Origin of the sequence: Terribacillus sp. DMT04 (genome assembly GCF_019056395.1) — a bacterium.
Lineage (GTDB): Bacteria > Bacillota > Bacilli > Bacillales > Amphibacillaceae > Terribacillus > Terribacillus aidingensis_A.
Genome location: NZ_CP077639.1, coordinates 2425397 through 2441576, shown reverse-complemented (window position 1 = coordinate 2441576; position 16180 = coordinate 2425397). Strand labels below are relative to the sequence as shown.

The 16180-nt window shown below is 45.3% G+C and carries 16 protein-coding genes and 2 riboswitches; of the genes, 14 read left to right on the top strand and 2 right to left on the bottom strand.

Annotated features, from left to right (window positions below; genetic code table 11):
• From KS242_RS12925 to KS242_RS12880, 10 genes are all read left to right on the top strand, one after another.
• Positions 1–831, top strand: coding sequence for a sugar phosphate isomerase/epimerase family protein (locus KS242_RS12925; RefSeq protein ID WP_217321705.1), 831 nt, complete (start codon positions 1–3; stop codon positions 829–831).
• A gap of 33 nt (positions 832–864) precedes the next feature.
• Positions 865–1692 (top strand): citryl-CoA lyase, encoded by an 828-nt coding sequence (locus tag KS242_RS12920; RefSeq protein ID WP_217321704.1) that lies wholly within the window; start codon positions 865–867, stop codon positions 1690–1692.
• Entirely contained in the window at positions 1692–3125 is a 1434-nt protein-coding gene (locus KS242_RS12915; RefSeq protein WP_371747637.1) for an aldehyde dehydrogenase family protein, read from the top strand. Before KS242_RS12920 ends, KS242_RS12915 begins: the two co-directional genes overlap by 1 nt.
• A gap of 33 nt (positions 3126–3158) precedes the next feature.
• Positions 3159–4922 carry a thiamine pyrophosphate-binding protein gene (locus tag KS242_RS12910; RefSeq protein ID WP_217321702.1) on the top strand — a complete coding sequence of 588 codons (1764 nt, stop codon included), beginning with the start codon at positions 3159–3161 and terminating at the stop codon, positions 4920–4922.
• Positions 4923–4938: 16 nt separating this feature from the next.
• A complete protein-coding gene (locus KS242_RS12905) occupies positions 4939–6132 on the top strand; it encodes a CaiB/BaiF CoA transferase family protein (RefSeq protein WP_217321701.1) in 1194 nt (397 codons plus the stop codon).
• Between the two features lie 166 nt (positions 6133–6298).
• Positions 6299–7135, top strand: coding sequence for a manganese catalase (locus tag KS242_RS12900; protein WP_217321700.1), 837 nt, complete (start codon positions 6299–6301; stop codon positions 7133–7135).
• A gap of 110 nt (positions 7136–7245) precedes the next feature.
• Complete coding sequence (locus KS242_RS12895) at positions 7246–7530, top strand: holin (protein ID WP_371747546.1); 285 nt, start codon at positions 7246–7248, stop codon at positions 7528–7530.
• A 60-nt stretch (positions 7531–7590) separates the two neighbouring features.
• Positions 7591–7917: a hypothetical protein gene (locus KS242_RS12890; RefSeq protein WP_217321699.1), complete on the top strand. Its 327-nt coding sequence runs from the start codon at positions 7591–7593 to the stop codon at positions 7915–7917.
• A 218-nt stretch (positions 7918–8135) separates the two neighbouring features.
• The gene (locus tag KS242_RS12885; RefSeq protein WP_217321698.1) at positions 8136–8456 is read left to right on the top strand and encodes a hypothetical protein; all 321 of its coding nucleotides are present in this window, start codon (positions 8136–8138) and stop codon (positions 8454–8456) included.
• 20 nt (positions 8457–8476) lie between these two features.
• Positions 8477–8755, top strand: coding sequence for a hypothetical protein (locus KS242_RS12880; RefSeq protein WP_217321697.1), 279 nt, complete (start codon positions 8477–8479; stop codon positions 8753–8755).
• Positions 8756–8939: 184 nt separating this feature from the next.
• On the opposite strand, the gene KS242_RS12875 is transcribed toward KS242_RS12880, so the two are convergent.
• Together KS242_RS12875 and KS242_RS12870 are read right to left on the bottom strand one after the other, a co-directional pair.
• Positions 8940–9290 carry a P-II family nitrogen regulator gene (locus KS242_RS12875; RefSeq protein WP_217321696.1) on the bottom strand — a complete coding sequence of 117 codons (351 nt, stop codon included), beginning with the start codon at positions 9288–9290 and terminating at the stop codon, positions 8940–8942.
• Between the two features lie 20 nt (positions 9291–9310).
• Positions 9311–10522: an ammonium transporter gene (locus tag KS242_RS12870; protein ID WP_217321695.1), complete on the bottom strand. Its 1212-nt coding sequence runs from the start codon at positions 10520–10522 to the stop codon at positions 9311–9313.
• Between the two features lie 639 nt (positions 10523–11161).
• Positions 11162–11273: riboswitch (SAM riboswitch) on the top strand.
• Positions 11274–11347: 74 nt separating this feature from the next.
• On the opposite strand from KS242_RS12870, the gene metX reads away from it, so the two are divergent.
• From metX to KS242_RS12850, 4 genes are all read left to right on the top strand, one after another.
• Complete coding sequence (metX, locus tag KS242_RS12865) at positions 11348–12415, top strand: homoserine O-acetyltransferase MetX (RefSeq protein WP_217321694.1); 1068 nt, start codon at positions 11348–11350, stop codon at positions 12413–12415.
• A gap of 1 nt (position 12416) precedes the next feature.
• Positions 12417–12524: riboswitch (SAM riboswitch) on the top strand.
• Positions 12525–12598: 74 nt separating this feature from the next.
• A complete protein-coding gene (locus tag KS242_RS12860) occupies positions 12599–14389 on the top strand; it encodes a PLP-dependent aspartate aminotransferase family protein (protein WP_217321693.1) in 1791 nt (596 codons plus the stop codon).
• Positions 14382–15383 carry an aliphatic sulfonate ABC transporter substrate-binding protein gene (locus tag KS242_RS12855; RefSeq protein ID WP_217321692.1) on the top strand — a complete coding sequence of 334 codons (1002 nt, stop codon included), beginning with the start codon at positions 14382–14384 and terminating at the stop codon, positions 15381–15383. Before KS242_RS12860 ends, KS242_RS12855 begins: the two co-directional genes overlap by 8 nt.
• Before the next feature lie 6 nt (positions 15384–15389).
• On the top strand, positions 15390–16166 hold the full coding sequence (locus tag KS242_RS12850; protein WP_217321691.1) for an ABC transporter permease: 777 nt from the start codon (positions 15390–15392) through the stop codon (positions 16164–16166).
• The last annotated feature ends 14 nt before the right edge of the window (positions 16167–16180 follow it).

Here is a 16180-nt window from a genome sequence, read left to right as displayed (position 1 = left end):
GTGGGAAATCAATTTTCTTTAGCGCATCTGACAGCTTTGGCTTGTCCTCCACCTAAGCTGACTTACATTGCCGCTCGGGCAGGCTATGATTTTGTAAGTATCAGGCCTATTTCAATGATGTTAAAAAATGAACCTGATTATAATCTGGCAAAAAATAAATCGATGCTGCGTGATACCAAGACCGCACTCCATCAAACAGGTTTGCAAGTATTAGATATTGAACTGGCCAAAATAGAGGACGGTATGGAGGCAAAGCAGTATGAACCTGCTTTTGAGGTCGGAGCAGAGCTAGGGGCGCGGCATGTACTGTGCAGTGTGTGGACGGATGATGACGTATTTGCGAACGAGCGTTTTATTGAGCTCTGTGAATTGGCCAAATGCTACCAATTGACGATTGAATTAGAATTTGTTCCGGTAGCTTCCGTGGCGACGTTAACACAAGCGATCCGTATGCTGCATGCAGCTGCACAAGATAATGCAGGTCTGCTGATTGATGCCCATCATTTTCATCGTGCACAAGAAAATGTAAGCGATATCAATAGCGTACCTGCATCATGGTTTCATATGTTTCACTTATGCGATGCTGTGAAAGAGATTCCCTCTGCGAAAGAGCAGATGATAAAGATAATGAGAGAAGAACGTCTTTACATTGGGGAAGGCGGCATCCCAATAAAAGAGATATTGCAGCAAATGCCCACCATCCCTTATTCGCTTGAAATTCCGCATTTGCAGCGGGCAAAGGAATTAGGGTTCGAGGAGTATAGCAGAAGGTGTTTAGTATCTGCTAAAAAATATATCAGTCTGTTTCAGGACGATATAAACATATCCTAGTATACAAGTATTTTAGATTAAAGGAGTGAAGGTATGAGCGGTCGCAGTGCGTTAGAACATTACAAAAACGGAGGCGCTTGGTGGGAGACAGAGATTAGCGATATTAAGAAAAATGAGATTGTACTGCGCGGAAAGCGAGTAGAAGATCTAATTGGCAATGTGTCGTACAGCCAAATGCTGTATTTCTTGTTAGTAGGGAAAAACTTGACCAAAGTGCAAGCTGCTTTGTTTGAAAGTGTGCTTGTAGCTGGAGCGGATCATGGCCCGCGTGCACCCTCGATAGCAGCAGCAAGAATGGCAGCAACATGCGGTGTGTCATTTAATTCAGCTGTTGCTACGGGCATAAATATGCTCGGTGACATTCATGGCGGCGCTGTAGAAGGTGCGATGGAATTATTGTATAAGACTGAGGCAGAGCTTGCGACCAATTCAAATGCCGTGGCAGATAACTTACAGCTACTCCTATCTGCAGGTGAGAAACTTCCTGGATTCGGACACCAGCTGCATGATCGTGATCCGCGAGTAAACCGACTGTACGAATTGTCGCAGCAAGTAATAAATAACGGAGAAATCAGCGGCAGTTACCTTACAATTTTAGGGAATTACCGACAAGCTATTTCTGAACAAAAGAAACGTACCTTTACGATCAATGTGGATGGTATTTCGGCAGCTATTCAATGCGAGCTTGGTATTCCGGCAGAAGCGGCAAAGGGGGTTTTTGCTCTTTCTCGGGGGATGGGAATTGTGGCGCATGCGTATGAAGAATTAACGCAAGGGACGTTGATTAAGGGGCCATGTCCGAATGAAGCGCATCTTGTGCGTTATACAGGGGAAGTTCCGGAAAACCAGTCAAAGGAGTGATCGGGATGCGAAAGGCAAGACCTTATGTAAATGGTGTATGGATTGATGATGAACGGGAATCCACACCGGTACTTGGTCCTTATCAGAATGAATGTATTGGGTTCCAACTGGCGGCAGACAAAGCAGAAGTTAATGAGGCTTTGCAAGCAGCACATACGGATAAAAAACAAATGGCTGCTCTGTCTCCGGCATTCCGTGCGAAGGTACTGTACCAGGCTGCTGAATTGCTGGAAGCACGCAAAGAGGAGTTTGCAACGTTAATTGCCAGAGAAGTTGGAAAGGCACTGAAAAATACACGTGATGAAGTGGAACGGTCTATTGAAACATTGAAGCTTTCTGCAGAAGAAGCGAAACGACTGTTCGGAGAAACTTTGCCAGGAGGCGCTTCCGAACGCGGACTTTCCTCGATGGCGTTAACATTTCGGATACCTGTCGGGGTAGTTGCGGCGATCACACCCTTCAATGCACCACTTAACTTGATTTGCCATAAAATCGGGCCGAGTTTTGCGGCTGGCAATGTTACCATCCTAAAGCCAGCTCCGCAAGCGCCATTAATTGCGGCGGCATTAGTAGAATTACTGCTGGAGGCCGGTATGCCAGCACAAGCGATTCATATGGTGTTGGGCGGAAAAGAAATCGGCGAACAGCTCGTACAAGATGAGCGTGTGAATCTTGTTTCTTTTACCGGAGGTGTTCCTGGCGGCAGGCAGATCAGCAAGACGGCAGGTATGAAAAAGGTGTTATTAGAACTTGGCGGAAATGCGGGGACAATTGTACATGAAGATGCCAACATCGAGCGGGCAGCCGCCATTTGCGCGAAAACCGGATTCAGTAATTCCGGGCAAAGCTGTATATCTGTCCAGCGGATTTATGTGCATGAAAATGTTTTAGAAGCGTTTGTATCCAAGCTGAAAGAGCATACAGCAGCACTTATTGTAGGGAATCCCGAAGATGAACAGACGGATGTCGGATGTGTGGTTAACACTCAAACAGCGGAGCGCGTTCGTGACTGGCTGGAAGAAGCGGTAGCGGAAGGAGCTGAACTTCTGTATGGAGGAAAGGCAACCGGTGCTTCCGTCCAGCCTGCAATTTTATATAATCCAAAAAAACAAAGCAAGGTCGTTTGTCAGGAAGTATTCGGGCCGGTTGTCAGTGTACTGCCTTATCGAGAAATCGATACAGCAATCCAAGAAGTAAATGATTCAGAATTTGGCTTGCAAGCGGGTATCTTTTCGAACTCACTTGAGGTAATTAGAAAGGCCGCAATTGAACTGGAGGTTGGCGGTGTTGTCGTGAATGGGTCCTCGAATTTCCGACTAGACCACTGGCCTTATGGCGGTATTAAGAACAGCGGCATTGGCAGAGAAGGTCCAAGATTTGCTGCGGAAGAGATGACAGAATTGAAGATGGTTGTGCTGCAGGATTTGCTGTAAGCGAAACACGGAGAATGAGAGGAGATACGTATAATGAAAAAACTAATCTCAGAACAGTTAGTCACTTACTTGGAATCTCGCGGAGTAAAACATATTTTTGGATTGTGCGGACATACGAATATCGCAGTGTTGGCGGAACTCGAGAAAAGCAAAATCAAGTTTATTAATGTGCGCCATGAGCAGATTGCCTCGCACGCAGCTGACGGATATGCCAGAGTGACGAAAAAAGCAGCTGTTGTCCTGAGTCATTTAGGACCTGGTTTAACGAACGCGGCGACTGGTGTTGCGAATGCTGCCTTGGACTCGACACCAATGGTAGTCATTGCTGGAGATGTGCCGAGCTATTATTACGGAAAACACCCGCATCAAGAAGTGAATTTGCACGCCGACGGTGCCCAATATGAAATTTATCGTCCATTTGTCAAACGTGCGTGGCGCGTAGATCAAGCAGAACTATTCCCAGAAATCTTGCAAAAGGCCTTTCAGCTGGCAGAAAGCGGCCGCCCAGGTCCAGTTTTGGTATCTGTACCGATGGATATCTTTTCGACCAAGATAGAAGAAGACAAATTCCGTCAGCTGCAGCATCATACGCAAGAAGTAGAAAAACCAGCATTAGATGAAGAAACTGCTGCGCGTATCGTAGAAAAACTGGCAAAAGCCCAACGTCCTGTGCTGTATGCCGGTGGAGGTATTGTACTCGCTGACGCTGCTGAGGAGCTGCGTCTGTTTGTTGAACATATGAATATACCAGTTGCGCATAGCTTGATGGGGAAAGGCGTACTGCCGGATGATCATGAACTAACATTAGGCATGACAGGATTCTGGGGAACGAGCTTCATCAATGAGCAAACAAAATATGCTGATTATCTATTTGGAGCAGGAACACGCTTTTCGGAAGCAGATTCCAGCTCTTGGTACAATGATGTTACCTTCAATTTCCCGAAAACCAAGCTGATTCATATTGATATAGACGCAAGTGAAATTGGCCGCAACTATCCCGTTGATATTGGAGCGGTTGCGGATCTGAAAAAAGCCTTTACCGCTTTAAATCGCGTCGCCAAGCGGTTGTATCCAAATGGAATCCAGCGTAATGAGCAATTGAAAAAAGAGATTATTCATTATCGCAAAACGATGCGAGAACAGATTTCAGAAAATGTGAACAGCACAGCTTTCCCAATGAAGCCAGAGCGTATTTTGGCAGACGTACGGAAAGTGCTGCCGCGTGATGCCTACATTACGACAGACGTTGGCTGGAATAAAAATGGTGTCGGTCAGCAATTTCCTATCTATACACCAGGCTCTATATTAACGCCAGGCGGATTTGCGACCATGGGCTTTGGCAGTTCTGCTGCACTTGGAGCAAAGATAGCTGATCCAGATAAGGTTGTCATTTCGCTCATAGGAGATGGGGGATTCGGCCAAAATCCATCGGTGCTTGCAACAGCAAAGGAAGAAAATATTCCAGTCGTTTGGGTTGTGATGAATAATCGTGCTTTCGGAACGATTGCCGGCTTGGAAATGGCGCATTATGATACAACATTTGGCACACGATTCCAAAGTGATGGGAAAAGCTATTCGCCTGACTTCGCAGCAATAGCCCAAGGATATGGCATAAAAGGAATTAAAATTGACAGTGCCGAGCAATTCCAAGCTGCGTTAAAAGAAGCAATCGCCGCGAATGAACCAATTGTTATTGATGCAGCTATGAAGAATGAACCTGTTCCGACTGATGGGAAGTGGAATATCAATGACATTTATTCTCCCGATGATGATAAGTCTCATGTAAGCATTCCATAAGAAAGGAGGCAGCAATATGTCCACACCTTTAGAAGGTGTCAAAGTGCTCGATGTCTCCACCATGATAGCTGCACCATTTGGCACAGCATTGTTAGGTGATTTTGGAGCAGATGTGACAAAAGTCGAAATTCCGGGCAGAGGAGATACGTCCAGAAGTGTCGGTCCATTTAAAGGAAATGAGCCTTTACGCTGGCCAGGATTATCTCGTAATAAAAAGTCTCTCACACTTGATCTGCATAAAGCAGCTGGAGTTGAGATTATGAAAAAGCTGGCTGCCACACATGATATTTTGGTGGAAAACTTCCGGCCGGGAACATTGGAAAAGTGGGGCGTAGGCTATGATGTCTTAAAAGAGATTAATCCAAACTTAATTATGATTCGCGTGTCAGGCTATGGTCAGACAGGGCCTTACCGGGAAAAAGCTGGCTTCGGCACGCCGGCTACAGCATTCAGCGGCTACACATATTTGCAAGGTTTTACTGATCGTCATCCAGTTAGTCCGCCGTTTTCGCTGACAGATTATATTTGCGGCATTTACGTCGCTTTTGCGGCTGTTACAGCGTTATACCACCGTGAAACGGCAGAATCAGGAACAGGGCAGATGATTGATGTAGCGCTTTATGAATCGGTGTTTCGTATGATGGAGTTTCTTGTGGCAGAATATGATCAGCTTGGGAAAGTTCGTGAACGCTCCCCAGGGCTAGCGGGGCATTCCTCTCCATCTGGAACATTTAAAACGAAGGATAATCACTGGGTCGTGCTTGTAACGAGCACAGATACAACCTTTAATCGACTGGCTGCAGTTATGAATCGGAATGATTTGCTGACAGATACGCGCTATTCTACGAATGCAAGCCGCTTAGAAAACAATGAAGCAATGAATCAAATGGTTGCTGATTGGATTAGCGAGCATGAAAGAGAGGAACTATTGGAAAAGCTGGATGCAGCAGGTGTACCAATCAGTCCGGTATTAAGCGTTGCCGACATCTTTGACAATGAGCAGTACCAAGCGCGTGAGAATATAGTAGAAGTAAAGCATCCAAGACTAGGCAATATTAAAGTGCCGGGAATTGTTCCGAAATTCGAAAAGACACCGGGCAGCATTCGTTCCATCGCGCCAGATTTAGGGGAGAATAATGAAGCTATCTTACAAAGTTTAGGTTATTCTTCTGATGAGATTAAAGCATTCAAGCAAAACGGGGTTATATAAGGAAACAAAAGAAGCCGGGCGGATGCTGGCTTCTTTTGCAGTTCTATCAGTCAAAGCGTTCACTTATTACAAAAACTGCTTGTACTGCTGCTTTCGTAGTGCATATTCCCTTATCTGGGCGCATAAAATTCTGCGTTGGGAAAAAAACGAAAGAGGTGGGCAAAGCATGTTTTATCACATCAAAGAGCTGCAATATCAAGCTAAGCCATCCAAGCCGGATCCGGTTTTCGCAAGACAGCTGCAGGAAGTATTGGGCGGACAGTACGGTGAAATCTCTGTTATGATGCAATATTTGATGCAAGGGATGAACACACGTTGTGAAGATAAATATAAAGATTTGCTATTTGATACAGGAACAGAAGAAATTGCGCATGTGGAAATGCTGGCAACCATGATTGCACGCTTACTTGATGATGCGCCATTTGAGGATCAGAAGAACGCCTATGAAACAGATCCGGCATTAAATGCTATCCTAGGCGGAACAAATCCGCAGCATGGTATCGTTGCTGGTCTTGGTGCGATGGCGGCGGATGCAGCTGGTTACCCTTGGAATGCGAAGTATATTATCTCCAGCGGAAACTTGCTTGCTGACTTTCGTGCCAACTTGAATGCGGAATCACAAGGCCGTTTGCAAGTGACGCGTCTTTATGGCATGACAGATGACCCTGGCGTGCGTGATATGCTGTCTTTCCTGATTGCTCGTGATACGATGCACCAAAACCAATGGATTGCTGCTATTAAAGAACTAGAAGAGCGAGAAGGAGACATTGTTGTTCCAACTACGTTCCCGAGAAGCTTGGAAAAAAACGAAGTGGCGTATACACTGTTTAACTTCTCCCGCGGGGATGCCAGTTCCAAAGGCCGCTGGGCACACGGTCCAAGTATGGATGGCAGAGGCCAGTTTAACTATGTAGCAGAGCCAGAGCCGTTTGGGCCTGCGCCAAAACTGAAGCCAGCTCCTTTCCTCTATCACGATACAATGCCGCCAAAATCAATGATGTAACTGGAAGATGCACTGGCATAGAGCCTGTGCGTCTTTTTTAATTTGGGTACCAGCTAACAGCACGTTTTTTCTTGTCCACGCAATGCGCTTTACAAGAAGAAGGTGTGCATATGGAAGCAATTCAGAATGAGACGATGTATCAAGTACTCGTTTTTTCCACGATTCTAGCTCCCATTGTGACCGCCGTAATGGAACTGATAAAGAGAAGCTTACCTCGCTTGGAACCTTATCTTGCGTTGCTTAGTGTTGTCGTTGGAGTGCTGCTTGGCGCTGCAGCTTATCCGTTTACAGTCTTCGAGCTAACGGCAAGACTTTGGGCAGGAGGTATTGCTGGACTTGCAAGCACCGGACTTATAACTCGCTCCTCACAAAAAACTCCACCGCCAGACAAGTAGTTTGAACAGGAAGAAAAAAGGCTAAGGAATAGTAAAATGCTGTTGATGGAGGATTTAATGATGAAAAAACTATTGCTTGCACTTCCTGTCTTTTTACTATTCTTGGCGGCTTGCGGATCAACTTATGATACTGAAATTGAGGATGTAATAGCGTTAGAGGACGAACATCTCTCAGATGAGGGGCAAGATATGGAATTGACACGAGAAGAGTCGGATATTTATGTGTATGCAGACGGCGGCTATGTAGAGCTGCTTTATAATGGTGCAAATGGAGAAGAGCAGCAAATTGTCTATGAAGAAATGGATGGCGGCGATTATACACGGCATGTAGGAATGCCAGAAGAAGTAGCCAATCTGACAAATGAATATGAAGAGCAAAACAGGTAAGCAGATAGGCGGGTTTCAGCAGAAGCCCGTCTTTTTTAATTGTTTGAAATATAGATGGAAAGAATTCTTCTTACCAAAACGCTGTACTGTCCCTCTTTTTTCTCTGTTATACATCAATTTCCATGTATGCCCTCGGTCACTTACACCATACACCCTCTGAAGAGGCTGCATACCTTATAACTGTAAGACGAAAACAAAAAACCAAGGAGGAATGCAAGATGAGTAAAGAGTGGGAAAAGAAAGACCAATATGAAGGAGGAAACCAAACGATGAGCTACAACCGTGAGGATAAAGAGATTAACCGTGTAGAAGCAGAGAACGATTCAGAAAGCAGATCTAGAAACTTCAACTACGCACGAGTAGAAGACAGCGGTAATTCTTATGTTGATGTTCGCGTAAGAGCACGTGCTGATGTGGAAGAAGAAATCGAATTCGAGAACGACGAAGAAAACGGCGGTCACGAAAACGGTAAAAAAAAGAAAGATAAATGCAAAAAGCATGATAAGTGTAAAGGTGACCACGGCCACGGTCACAAATAAATGGAAAAAGGAGAAGAGAAATGAGCAACTTAAGAAAATACGAAAATCCGTTCACAGCAGGAAGAAACGATAACAAATCCCATGTTGCGCATAGTGGCAACTCTGATGTAGATGTAATTGTAGAAGTAAATACAATGCCAATTGCATACGCCATGTTATGCTCTCTGCTTGCGACGAACCAGTTATCCAAGGAAGAATTTGATAAGGCAGTAAAGAAACTAAAAAGCTTAGTAGATGAAGATCGCCACTATGATCGCAATGATCCAAAAACAGCTAAGATTTATCATTTAGAACAGTAATGTAACGTAGAGCTTCCCGCCAGGCACTGCCGGCCGAAAGCGGGAATGCTTCTACATCCTTTCTGCTGCATCATATGCGAACAAATGCCCTAGTGTTACTAGTCTGCTCATCATCTTCTTCTTAGCCAGCCTTGAAAAAGGCTGGCTTTTTACATAGAAAAACGCCCCAAAAGGAGCGTTTCTCTCACAAAGCAGCCGGACCTTGTTTTCCGGTATTAATATCAATCGTTTGCTGAACAGGATAGACGAAGATTTTGCCATCCCCAGCTTTTCCAGTGTGGAGCACGCTGGAGGCCGCCTTGATAATATTGTCTACAGGAACGGAGCTGACGACTATTTCTATTTTTAGGCGATCAAATACGTTTTGTACTTTCTTTACGCCACGGTACAATTCTGTGTAGCCTTCTTCAAGCCCGCAGCCTTGTACGTGAGAAAAAGTCATGCCGGATACACCGATTTCAGCCATTTTCATTTTGAAAGCCTCGAGATCCGTTGAGTTTCTTGTAATAATCTCTACCTTAAACATATCACTCATATACATATCCTCCTTTTAGGTTAATCCTGATAAGCGCGTTCGCCATGCATGGTAAGATCCAAACCTTTTGCTTCTTCTTCTTCTGTGGCACGTGCTTTGAAGATAAGATTCACAATGGAGATTAAGATGAATGTAACCACTCCGACAAAAATGTAGGTTGCAATAATAGCAACTACCTGTCTCCATAATAAATCAATTCCGCCGCCGTAGAAAAGACCGTTATTTGTGACAATGGCGTTGATGGAGTCACTGGCGAACAAACCAGTTGCAATACCGCCCCATGTGCCGCCGACTGCATGCAATCCGAAGGCATCCAAGGCGTCGTCATAGCCTAGTTTCTTTTTCAGCCAGCCAACGCCCCAGAAGCAGACGATGCCGCCGATAAAGCCGATTGGAATGCTGGCAATCGGTGATACAAACCCGGCCGCTGGAGTAATGGCGACAAGACCAGCAATCGCACCAGATACAGCTCCCAGTAAAGTCGGCTTTTTGTTCACAGCCCATTCAATAATCATCCAGCCGAGTACACCAGATGCAGCTGCTGTATTCGTATTTATGAAGGCATACATTGCTACATCATCAAAAGCTAGTTCACTTCCGACATTAAATCCAAACCAGCCGAACCAAAGCAGTGCACCGCCGATTAACGTGAAAATAAGGTTATGTGGTGCGGTAGCGCCGGCATTTTTTCGTTTGCCGATAACGAGTGCGACAACCAAGCCAGCAAGACCAGATGAAATGTGGACAACGTTCCCGCCCGCAAAATCAAGTGCGCCCATTTCTGCAATCCAGCCGCCGCCCCAAACCCAGTGTGCAAGCGGTGAATAAACGATGAGAACCCAAAGTACTGTGAATAAAATGAATGCTGGAAAACGAATACGTTCGGCGTAGGCGCCAGACACGATTGCTGTTGTCAGGATAGCGAATGTCATCTGAAACATCATAAATAAGTTAAAAGGAATTGTGTGACCTTCCGCAGGTTCAAACCCAACGTTATTCAATCCGAAATATTCTAATCCGCCAATAATTCCGTTACCTGGTGAGAAGGCCAGGGAAAAGCCAACCACAATCCAAATGATGGAGACTATCGCCAGTGTCGTGAAACTGTGCATCGCTGTGCTCAGTACATTTTTACTTCTTACTAAACCGCCATAGAAGAGTGCAAGTGCTGGTGTCATCAACCATACAAGTACAGTTGCGACAAACATGAATACCGTGTTAGCCATATCCATTTTCTCTACCCCCTGTGTTTTCTTTAATTGTTTGAAAATTTGAATCTTTTCTCATTATAAGTGCCAGACGAAAAAATGTAACAAACTTGTGAGGTTATCTTACGTGAATATTTCTGACCAAGTTATGTGAGTGTTTTCAGCATTTCTGTCATATAAAGTTACGAAAAGGGGGTGGTGCTAAAAAAATTGAATTAGAATTGGTTTGGAAGCGGAGGAAAAGGGAATAGCATAGTAGCTGCGGAGAGATGCTGCATGATAGGCTTTACATTTATTGTAAAGCGTGATAGAATAGTTTACGTCTTCGTTTTTAAGTAACTTACGCGAAGATCTCTGGCGTTCTGCTATAGTTTAATTAGAAGTACTTATTCAGACTGGAGCGGCCTTGGAGCCGTGAGGATGCAATAGAGGTAGGGATTGTATCGTATAAGTAAAACTACCATGTAGAAAAAAGTACCGCGGCAGGAGTTTGCAGAAAGCATTCTCCACTAACAATAGAAAAGTTACATTTTAGCCCCGCATTGGCAGCTGCCGATGCGGGGCGTCCAAATTATAGAACATTTTTTTCTGGCAAAAAATTCAGAATACATAGTTGACGATGAAAAAAACTCATGCTACAATCCTCTTAACAAATAAATAGAACTCTTATCAAGAGAGGCGGAGGGACTGGCCCGACGATGCCCGGCAACCTATAAGCAGCAATGCTTCTAAGGTGCTAATTCCTGAAAGTGTACACACACTTTAGAGATGAGAGAGACATGACGGTACATATGCCACCCTGTCCTCTCAGGGTGGCTTTTTTATTTGATGGGAGGCAAACGTACTGAAATGAAGACTGCACAGTCATATTATGCAGGCAAAATCAACATTGGAGATGTGAAGCTTGAATCAGGTGAATGCCTCTCGGGTGTAGAAGTAGCCTATGAAAGAAGCGGCCCATCAGACGCAGAAACAGTGTTAATCTGTCATGCACTCACAGGAGATCAGTTTGCAAAAGGTACTGCATCTGAGCCTGGCTGGTGGAGCGGATTGCTTCAGTCCGGCGGATATGTTGACACGAGTACGTACCAAGTAATAGCGTGCAATGTATTAGGCGGATGTAATGGGACGACAAGTTCTTTATCAAGAAATGCTGTAAATGATCAAGTGTATGCGGCGGATTTTCCGCAGATTACGATTCGGGATATGGTGAATGTCCAGCGCCTTGTCTTAGACAAACTGAAAATTACCCATTTGCGAGCAGTAATTGGCGGGTCACTGGGCGGTATGCAGGTGTTGGAGTGGGGCATTATGTACCCTGAGTTTATGGATGTACTCATCCCGCTAGCAGCAACACCTTATGTGAGTGATTACGCAATGGCTTATAATCACATTGCCAAGTCTGCTATTATCTCTGACCCTGATTGGAATAATGGCAAATATACGGCAGACAAGAAGCCAGCTGCCGGACTGGCAATTGCGCGGATGATCGGCATGATCACGTACCGATCTGATCATCAATACAATGAACGCTTCCGCCGTGCGGCATCCTCTGGAACTAACAGTGAATTTGAAGTTGAATCGTATCTCAATCATCAAGGCGAAAAGCTTGTCAGCCGATTTGATGCTAACTGCTACCTAACATTATTGCAAGCAATGAACAGTCATGACATTGGCAGAGGCAGAGGCGGATGGAAGGCTGCTGCCAGCAAAGTGAAGGCATCTGTATTGACCTTCGGATTCTCAAGGGATCTTTTATTCCCATCAGAGGACATTGCTGCGTTTACAGCAGAAGTTCCTGAAGGACGACATGTATGCGTTGATACGATTTACGGACATGATGGTTTTCTGCTCGAGTTTGAGAAATGGGGACATCATATTCGAGAAGTGCTTCAGCAGCCAATGAAAATTTCATAATAGCTTATCAAGAGAGGCGGAGGGACTGGTCCGATGAAGCCCGGCAACCTGCAAGCAGTAATGCTTAGAAGGTGCTACATCCAGCAAGCAAAAGTTTGAAAGATAAGAAGTTTAATGCCTAAAGAGCAGCTTCTTATCCGAAGCTGCTTTTTTCATTACGATAAAAATTGGAGGAATGACAAAATGACAAATTCCGTATACAAAGCAGAGACATTAGCATTACATGGCGGTCAAGCACCAGATCCGACAACAGGTTCCAGAGCGGTACCGCTTTATCAGACGACTTCGTACTTGTTCCATGACACAGACCACGCAGAGCGCTTATTCGCTTTGGATGAGCCTGGCAATATTTACTCTCGTATTGGAAATCCGACCGTAGATGTACTGGAAAAACGAATTGCATTGTTGGAAGACGGGGTCGCTGCTGTTGGAGTTGCTTCCGGAATGGCAGCAATCAGCTATAGCATATTGAATCTGGCAAGTGCCGGTGATGAAATCGTGGCTGCTGCCAACTTATACGGCGGAACGTATAACTTGTTCCAAACAACGCTTCCTCGCTATGGAATTCAAGTGAAGTTTGTCGATCCAACCGATCCAGAGGCATTCCGCAAAGCGATAACCGATAAAACAAAAGCTGTTTTTGCCGAAATTATCGGCAATCCGAGTTTGCATGTACTTGATGTAGAAGCAGTTGCGGAAGTAGCACATGATGCGGGTATTCCGCTTATTGTGGACAGCACCTTTGCTACACCAATTCTAAGCAAGCCAATTACACTTGGCGCAGACATTGTAGTCCATAGTGCCACAAAATGGATTGGCGGTCACGGGACTTCTATTGGCGGATTGATTGTGGATGGAGGAAGGTTTGATTGGAATTCACCGAAATTTCCGACATTTACTGAACCGGATCCAAGCTATAACGGTATCCGCTATGCATTCGATTTCGGCACACTTGCTTTCAGCACGAAGTTACGCGTGCAATTGCTGCGAGATTTAGGTGCTGCGCTCAGTCCGTTTAATGCATGGCAGCTCATTCAAGGGTTGGAAACGTTGCATCTGCGTGTGGAGCGTCATGTGCAAAACGCAGAAAAACTGGCGAACTACTTAGAGCAGCATCCAGCTGTTGATTGGGTTGCATATCCAGGACTTAGCAGCCATCCTGCATACGAAATAGCGAAAAGAGTGCTTCCGACAGGTGCTGGATCCATCGTCAACTTTGGTATTAAAGGCGGAAAAGAAGCGGGTGCTACACTTATTAATCATGTCGCGCTTTGGTCCCACGTAGCTAACGTAGGAGACGCAAAGTCCTTGATTATTCACCCTGCATCCACTACACACCAGCAACTGGATGCCGAAGGATTAGCAGCAACAGGAGTAAAAGAAGAATTGGTTCGTTTGTCGGTTGGGATTGAATCAGTAGATGATTTAATTCATGACTTGGACCGTGCCTTGGAGAAGGCGACAGGTATCCGCTCTGAATCACGTGAGATTGTTATCAATGACGAAGCAGTTATTCGTGAAGCGCTCGGCAGTGATACAGATGCTGATGGTCGACAAAAAACAATTGCAGTGGTTGGTCTGAGCAGTAAAGAGCAGCGCCCTAGTCACCGCTTGGCAAGAAAGATGCAGCGGCTGGGGTATAAAATCATTCCGGTTAATCCGGCAGAAACTGCGGTGTTAGGCGAAACGGCTTATCCGGATCTTACAAGCGTACCAGAGAAAATTGATATCGCGCAGATCTTCCGCAGCCCCGAGGCAGCAGTAGAGCTGGCAAAAGAAGCGGCAGACGTTCGACCAGCTATTTTTTGGTTACAGGAAGGTGTCGTTTCACAAGAAGCAGCTGCAATTGCTCGTGAAGCTGGATTAGAAGTCGTACACAATCGCTGCACTTACAAAGAAGCGCAACGCCTTCGCGGAACAATCAGTACGTACACAGGTGAAGCTAAGCAAAATGGGGTTGGTGTTGATGAGTAAAATCCCAGTTATTGATAAAAGAAGTCTGTTAGCGATAATCAGTTTGTTTCTCATCATTTTCCTGGCAGCATGCGGAAATGCCGGCAGCGCTTCGGGAGATTTAAAGCAAGTTCGTTTAGATTATGCCTATTATTCACCAGCTAGTCTTGTCATAAAGAACAAAGGCTGGGCGGAAGAAGCGTTCAAGGATCAAGACATTGAAGTGACATGGACGCTCAGTCAAGGCAGCAATAAGGCGCTGGAATTCCTCAACAGCAATAGTGTGGATTTCGGCTCTACTGCAGGCAGTGCAGCTTTGTTAGCTAAAGCAAATGGCAATCCGATCCAAGGTATCTACTTAGCATCTAAACCAGAATGGACAGCACTGGTGACGTCAAAAGATAGTGAGATTACGGATCCAGCTGACCTGAAAGGGAAGAAGATTGCAGCTACGGTAGGAACAGATCCATATATATTCCTTCAGCGCACATTGCAAGATGCCGGTCTGGAAGAACAGGATGTCCAAATTGTAAATCTGCAGCATGCAGACGGAGCGAGTGCTTTGCTTTCTGGTGACGTAGATGCCTGGGCAGGGCTTGATCCGCACATGGCAAAACTTGAGTTAGAAAATGATGCGCAGCTATTTTATCGGAATGCAGATTTCAATACGTACAATTTCTTGAATGTTCGAGAAGAATTTGCTGAGAATCACCCGGAAGAAGTAAAAGAAGTATTAAAGCTTTATAACAAGGCAAGAGCATGGATTGACGAAAATCCGGAAGAGACAGCAGAGATACTGGCTAATGAAGCTGGGATTAGCCAAGAAGTTGCCGTAAAACAGCTGGAACGAAATGATTTCTCTGAAGCAGTGCCGGGCGAGGTGCAGCAGGAAATCCTGAACCAGTCAGGTGCCGTTCTTGAGAAAGCGAATTTATGGAAGGGCAGCAAAGCAATAGCGGAAACAGTCGATGCATATGTAGAACCGAAGTACGCAAAAGAACTAGAGGAGGAATGATGCTTAATGTGGAAGAAACTGCGAACACATCCTGTACTGCTCGGTTCCCTGCTGCCGATTCTATTAATAGCAGCTTGGGAGATGATGAGCCGTGCAGGAATCATTCCTGCCTATCAGCTGCCAGCTCCTAGTGCTATTCTTTCTACCATTCTGGCTTATGTGCAAGATGGAACACTGCAAAGTCATATCCTGCTTACTGTTTATCGGCTGTTTGCCGGCTTTGTTATTGGTACTGCCGCAGCAATTTTACTCGGAACACTTGTCGGCTATTCCGAACTAGCGGAGAAGATTTTCGACCCGTTGATGCAGGCATTTCGTTCTATCCCATCGCTTGCATGGGTGCCGCTCTTTATCTTGTGGATGGGTATTGGCGAGACGTCAAAAGTGACATTAATTGCAGTCGGCGTATTTTTCCCAGTTTATTTGAACATTGTGGACGGCATCCGCGGCGTTGATCGGAAACTGATTGAGGTCGGCAGGATGTATGGATTGGATGGTTTAGCACTCGTTAGAAGAATTATCTTGCCGGCATCTTTGCCTTCTTTCCTTACCGGGCTGCGCAGCGGTCTTGGTCTGGGGTGGATGTTTGTCGTTGCAGCAGAAATTATGGGAGCAAGCCAAGGTCTTGGGTATTTGCTTATTCTTGGTCAAAATACATATGCCCCTGATGTTATCATCGCCAGTATTTTCTTATTTGCGCTATTAGGTAAGCTGACCGACTGGGTGCTGAAACTTATTCAGAAAAAATCACTTCATTGGCAGGATACAGCTTTAGCAAAATGATAAGGGGGGAAGCA

Excerpts from the sequence above, each read along its gene's own strand:
- KS242_RS12875 (WP_217321696.1), bottom strand. The coding sequence starts at position 9,290 with ATGAGTGATATGTTTAAGGTAGAGATTATTACAAGAAACTCAACGGAT.
- KS242_RS12855 (WP_217321692.1), top strand. The coding sequence starts at position 14,382 with ATGAGTAAAATCCCAGTTATTGATAAAAGAAGTCTGTTAGCGATAATC.
- KS242_RS12900 (WP_217321700.1), top strand. The coding sequence starts at position 6,299 with ATGTTTTATCACATCAAAGAGCTGCAATATCAAGCTAAGCCATCCAAG.
- KS242_RS12890 (WP_217321699.1), top strand. The coding sequence starts at position 7,591 with ATGAAAAAACTATTGCTTGCACTTCCTGTCTTTTTACTATTCTTGGCG.
- KS242_RS12880 (WP_217321697.1), top strand. The coding sequence starts at position 8,477 with ATGAGCAACTTAAGAAAATACGAAAATCCGTTCACAGCAGGAAGAAAC.
- KS242_RS12895 (WP_371747546.1), top strand. The coding sequence starts at position 7,246 with ATGGAAGCAATTCAGAATGAGACGATGTATCAAGTACTCGTTTTTTCC.
- KS242_RS12850 (WP_217321691.1), top strand. The coding sequence starts at position 15,390 with ATGTGGAAGAAACTGCGAACACATCCTGTACTGCTCGGTTCCCTGCTG.
- KS242_RS12885 (WP_217321698.1), top strand. The coding sequence starts at position 8,136 with ATGAGTAAAGAGTGGGAAAAGAAAGACCAATATGAAGGAGGAAACCAA.
- KS242_RS12870 (WP_217321695.1), bottom strand. The coding sequence starts at position 10,522 with ATGGATATGGCTAACACGGTATTCATGTTTGTCGCAACTGTACTTGTA.
- KS242_RS12905 (WP_217321701.1), top strand. The coding sequence starts at position 4,939 with ATGTCCACACCTTTAGAAGGTGTCAAAGTGCTCGATGTCTCCACCATG.
- KS242_RS12920 (WP_217321704.1), top strand. The coding sequence starts at position 865 with ATGAGCGGTCGCAGTGCGTTAGAACATTACAAAAACGGAGGCGCTTGG.
- metX (WP_217321694.1), top strand. The coding sequence starts at position 11,348 with ATGAAGACTGCACAGTCATATTATGCAGGCAAAATCAACATTGGAGAT.
- KS242_RS12910 (WP_217321702.1), top strand. The coding sequence starts at position 3,159 with ATGAAAAAACTAATCTCAGAACAGTTAGTCACTTACTTGGAATCTCGC.
- KS242_RS12860 (WP_217321693.1), top strand. The coding sequence starts at position 12,599 with ATGACAAATTCCGTATACAAAGCAGAGACATTAGCATTACATGGCGGT.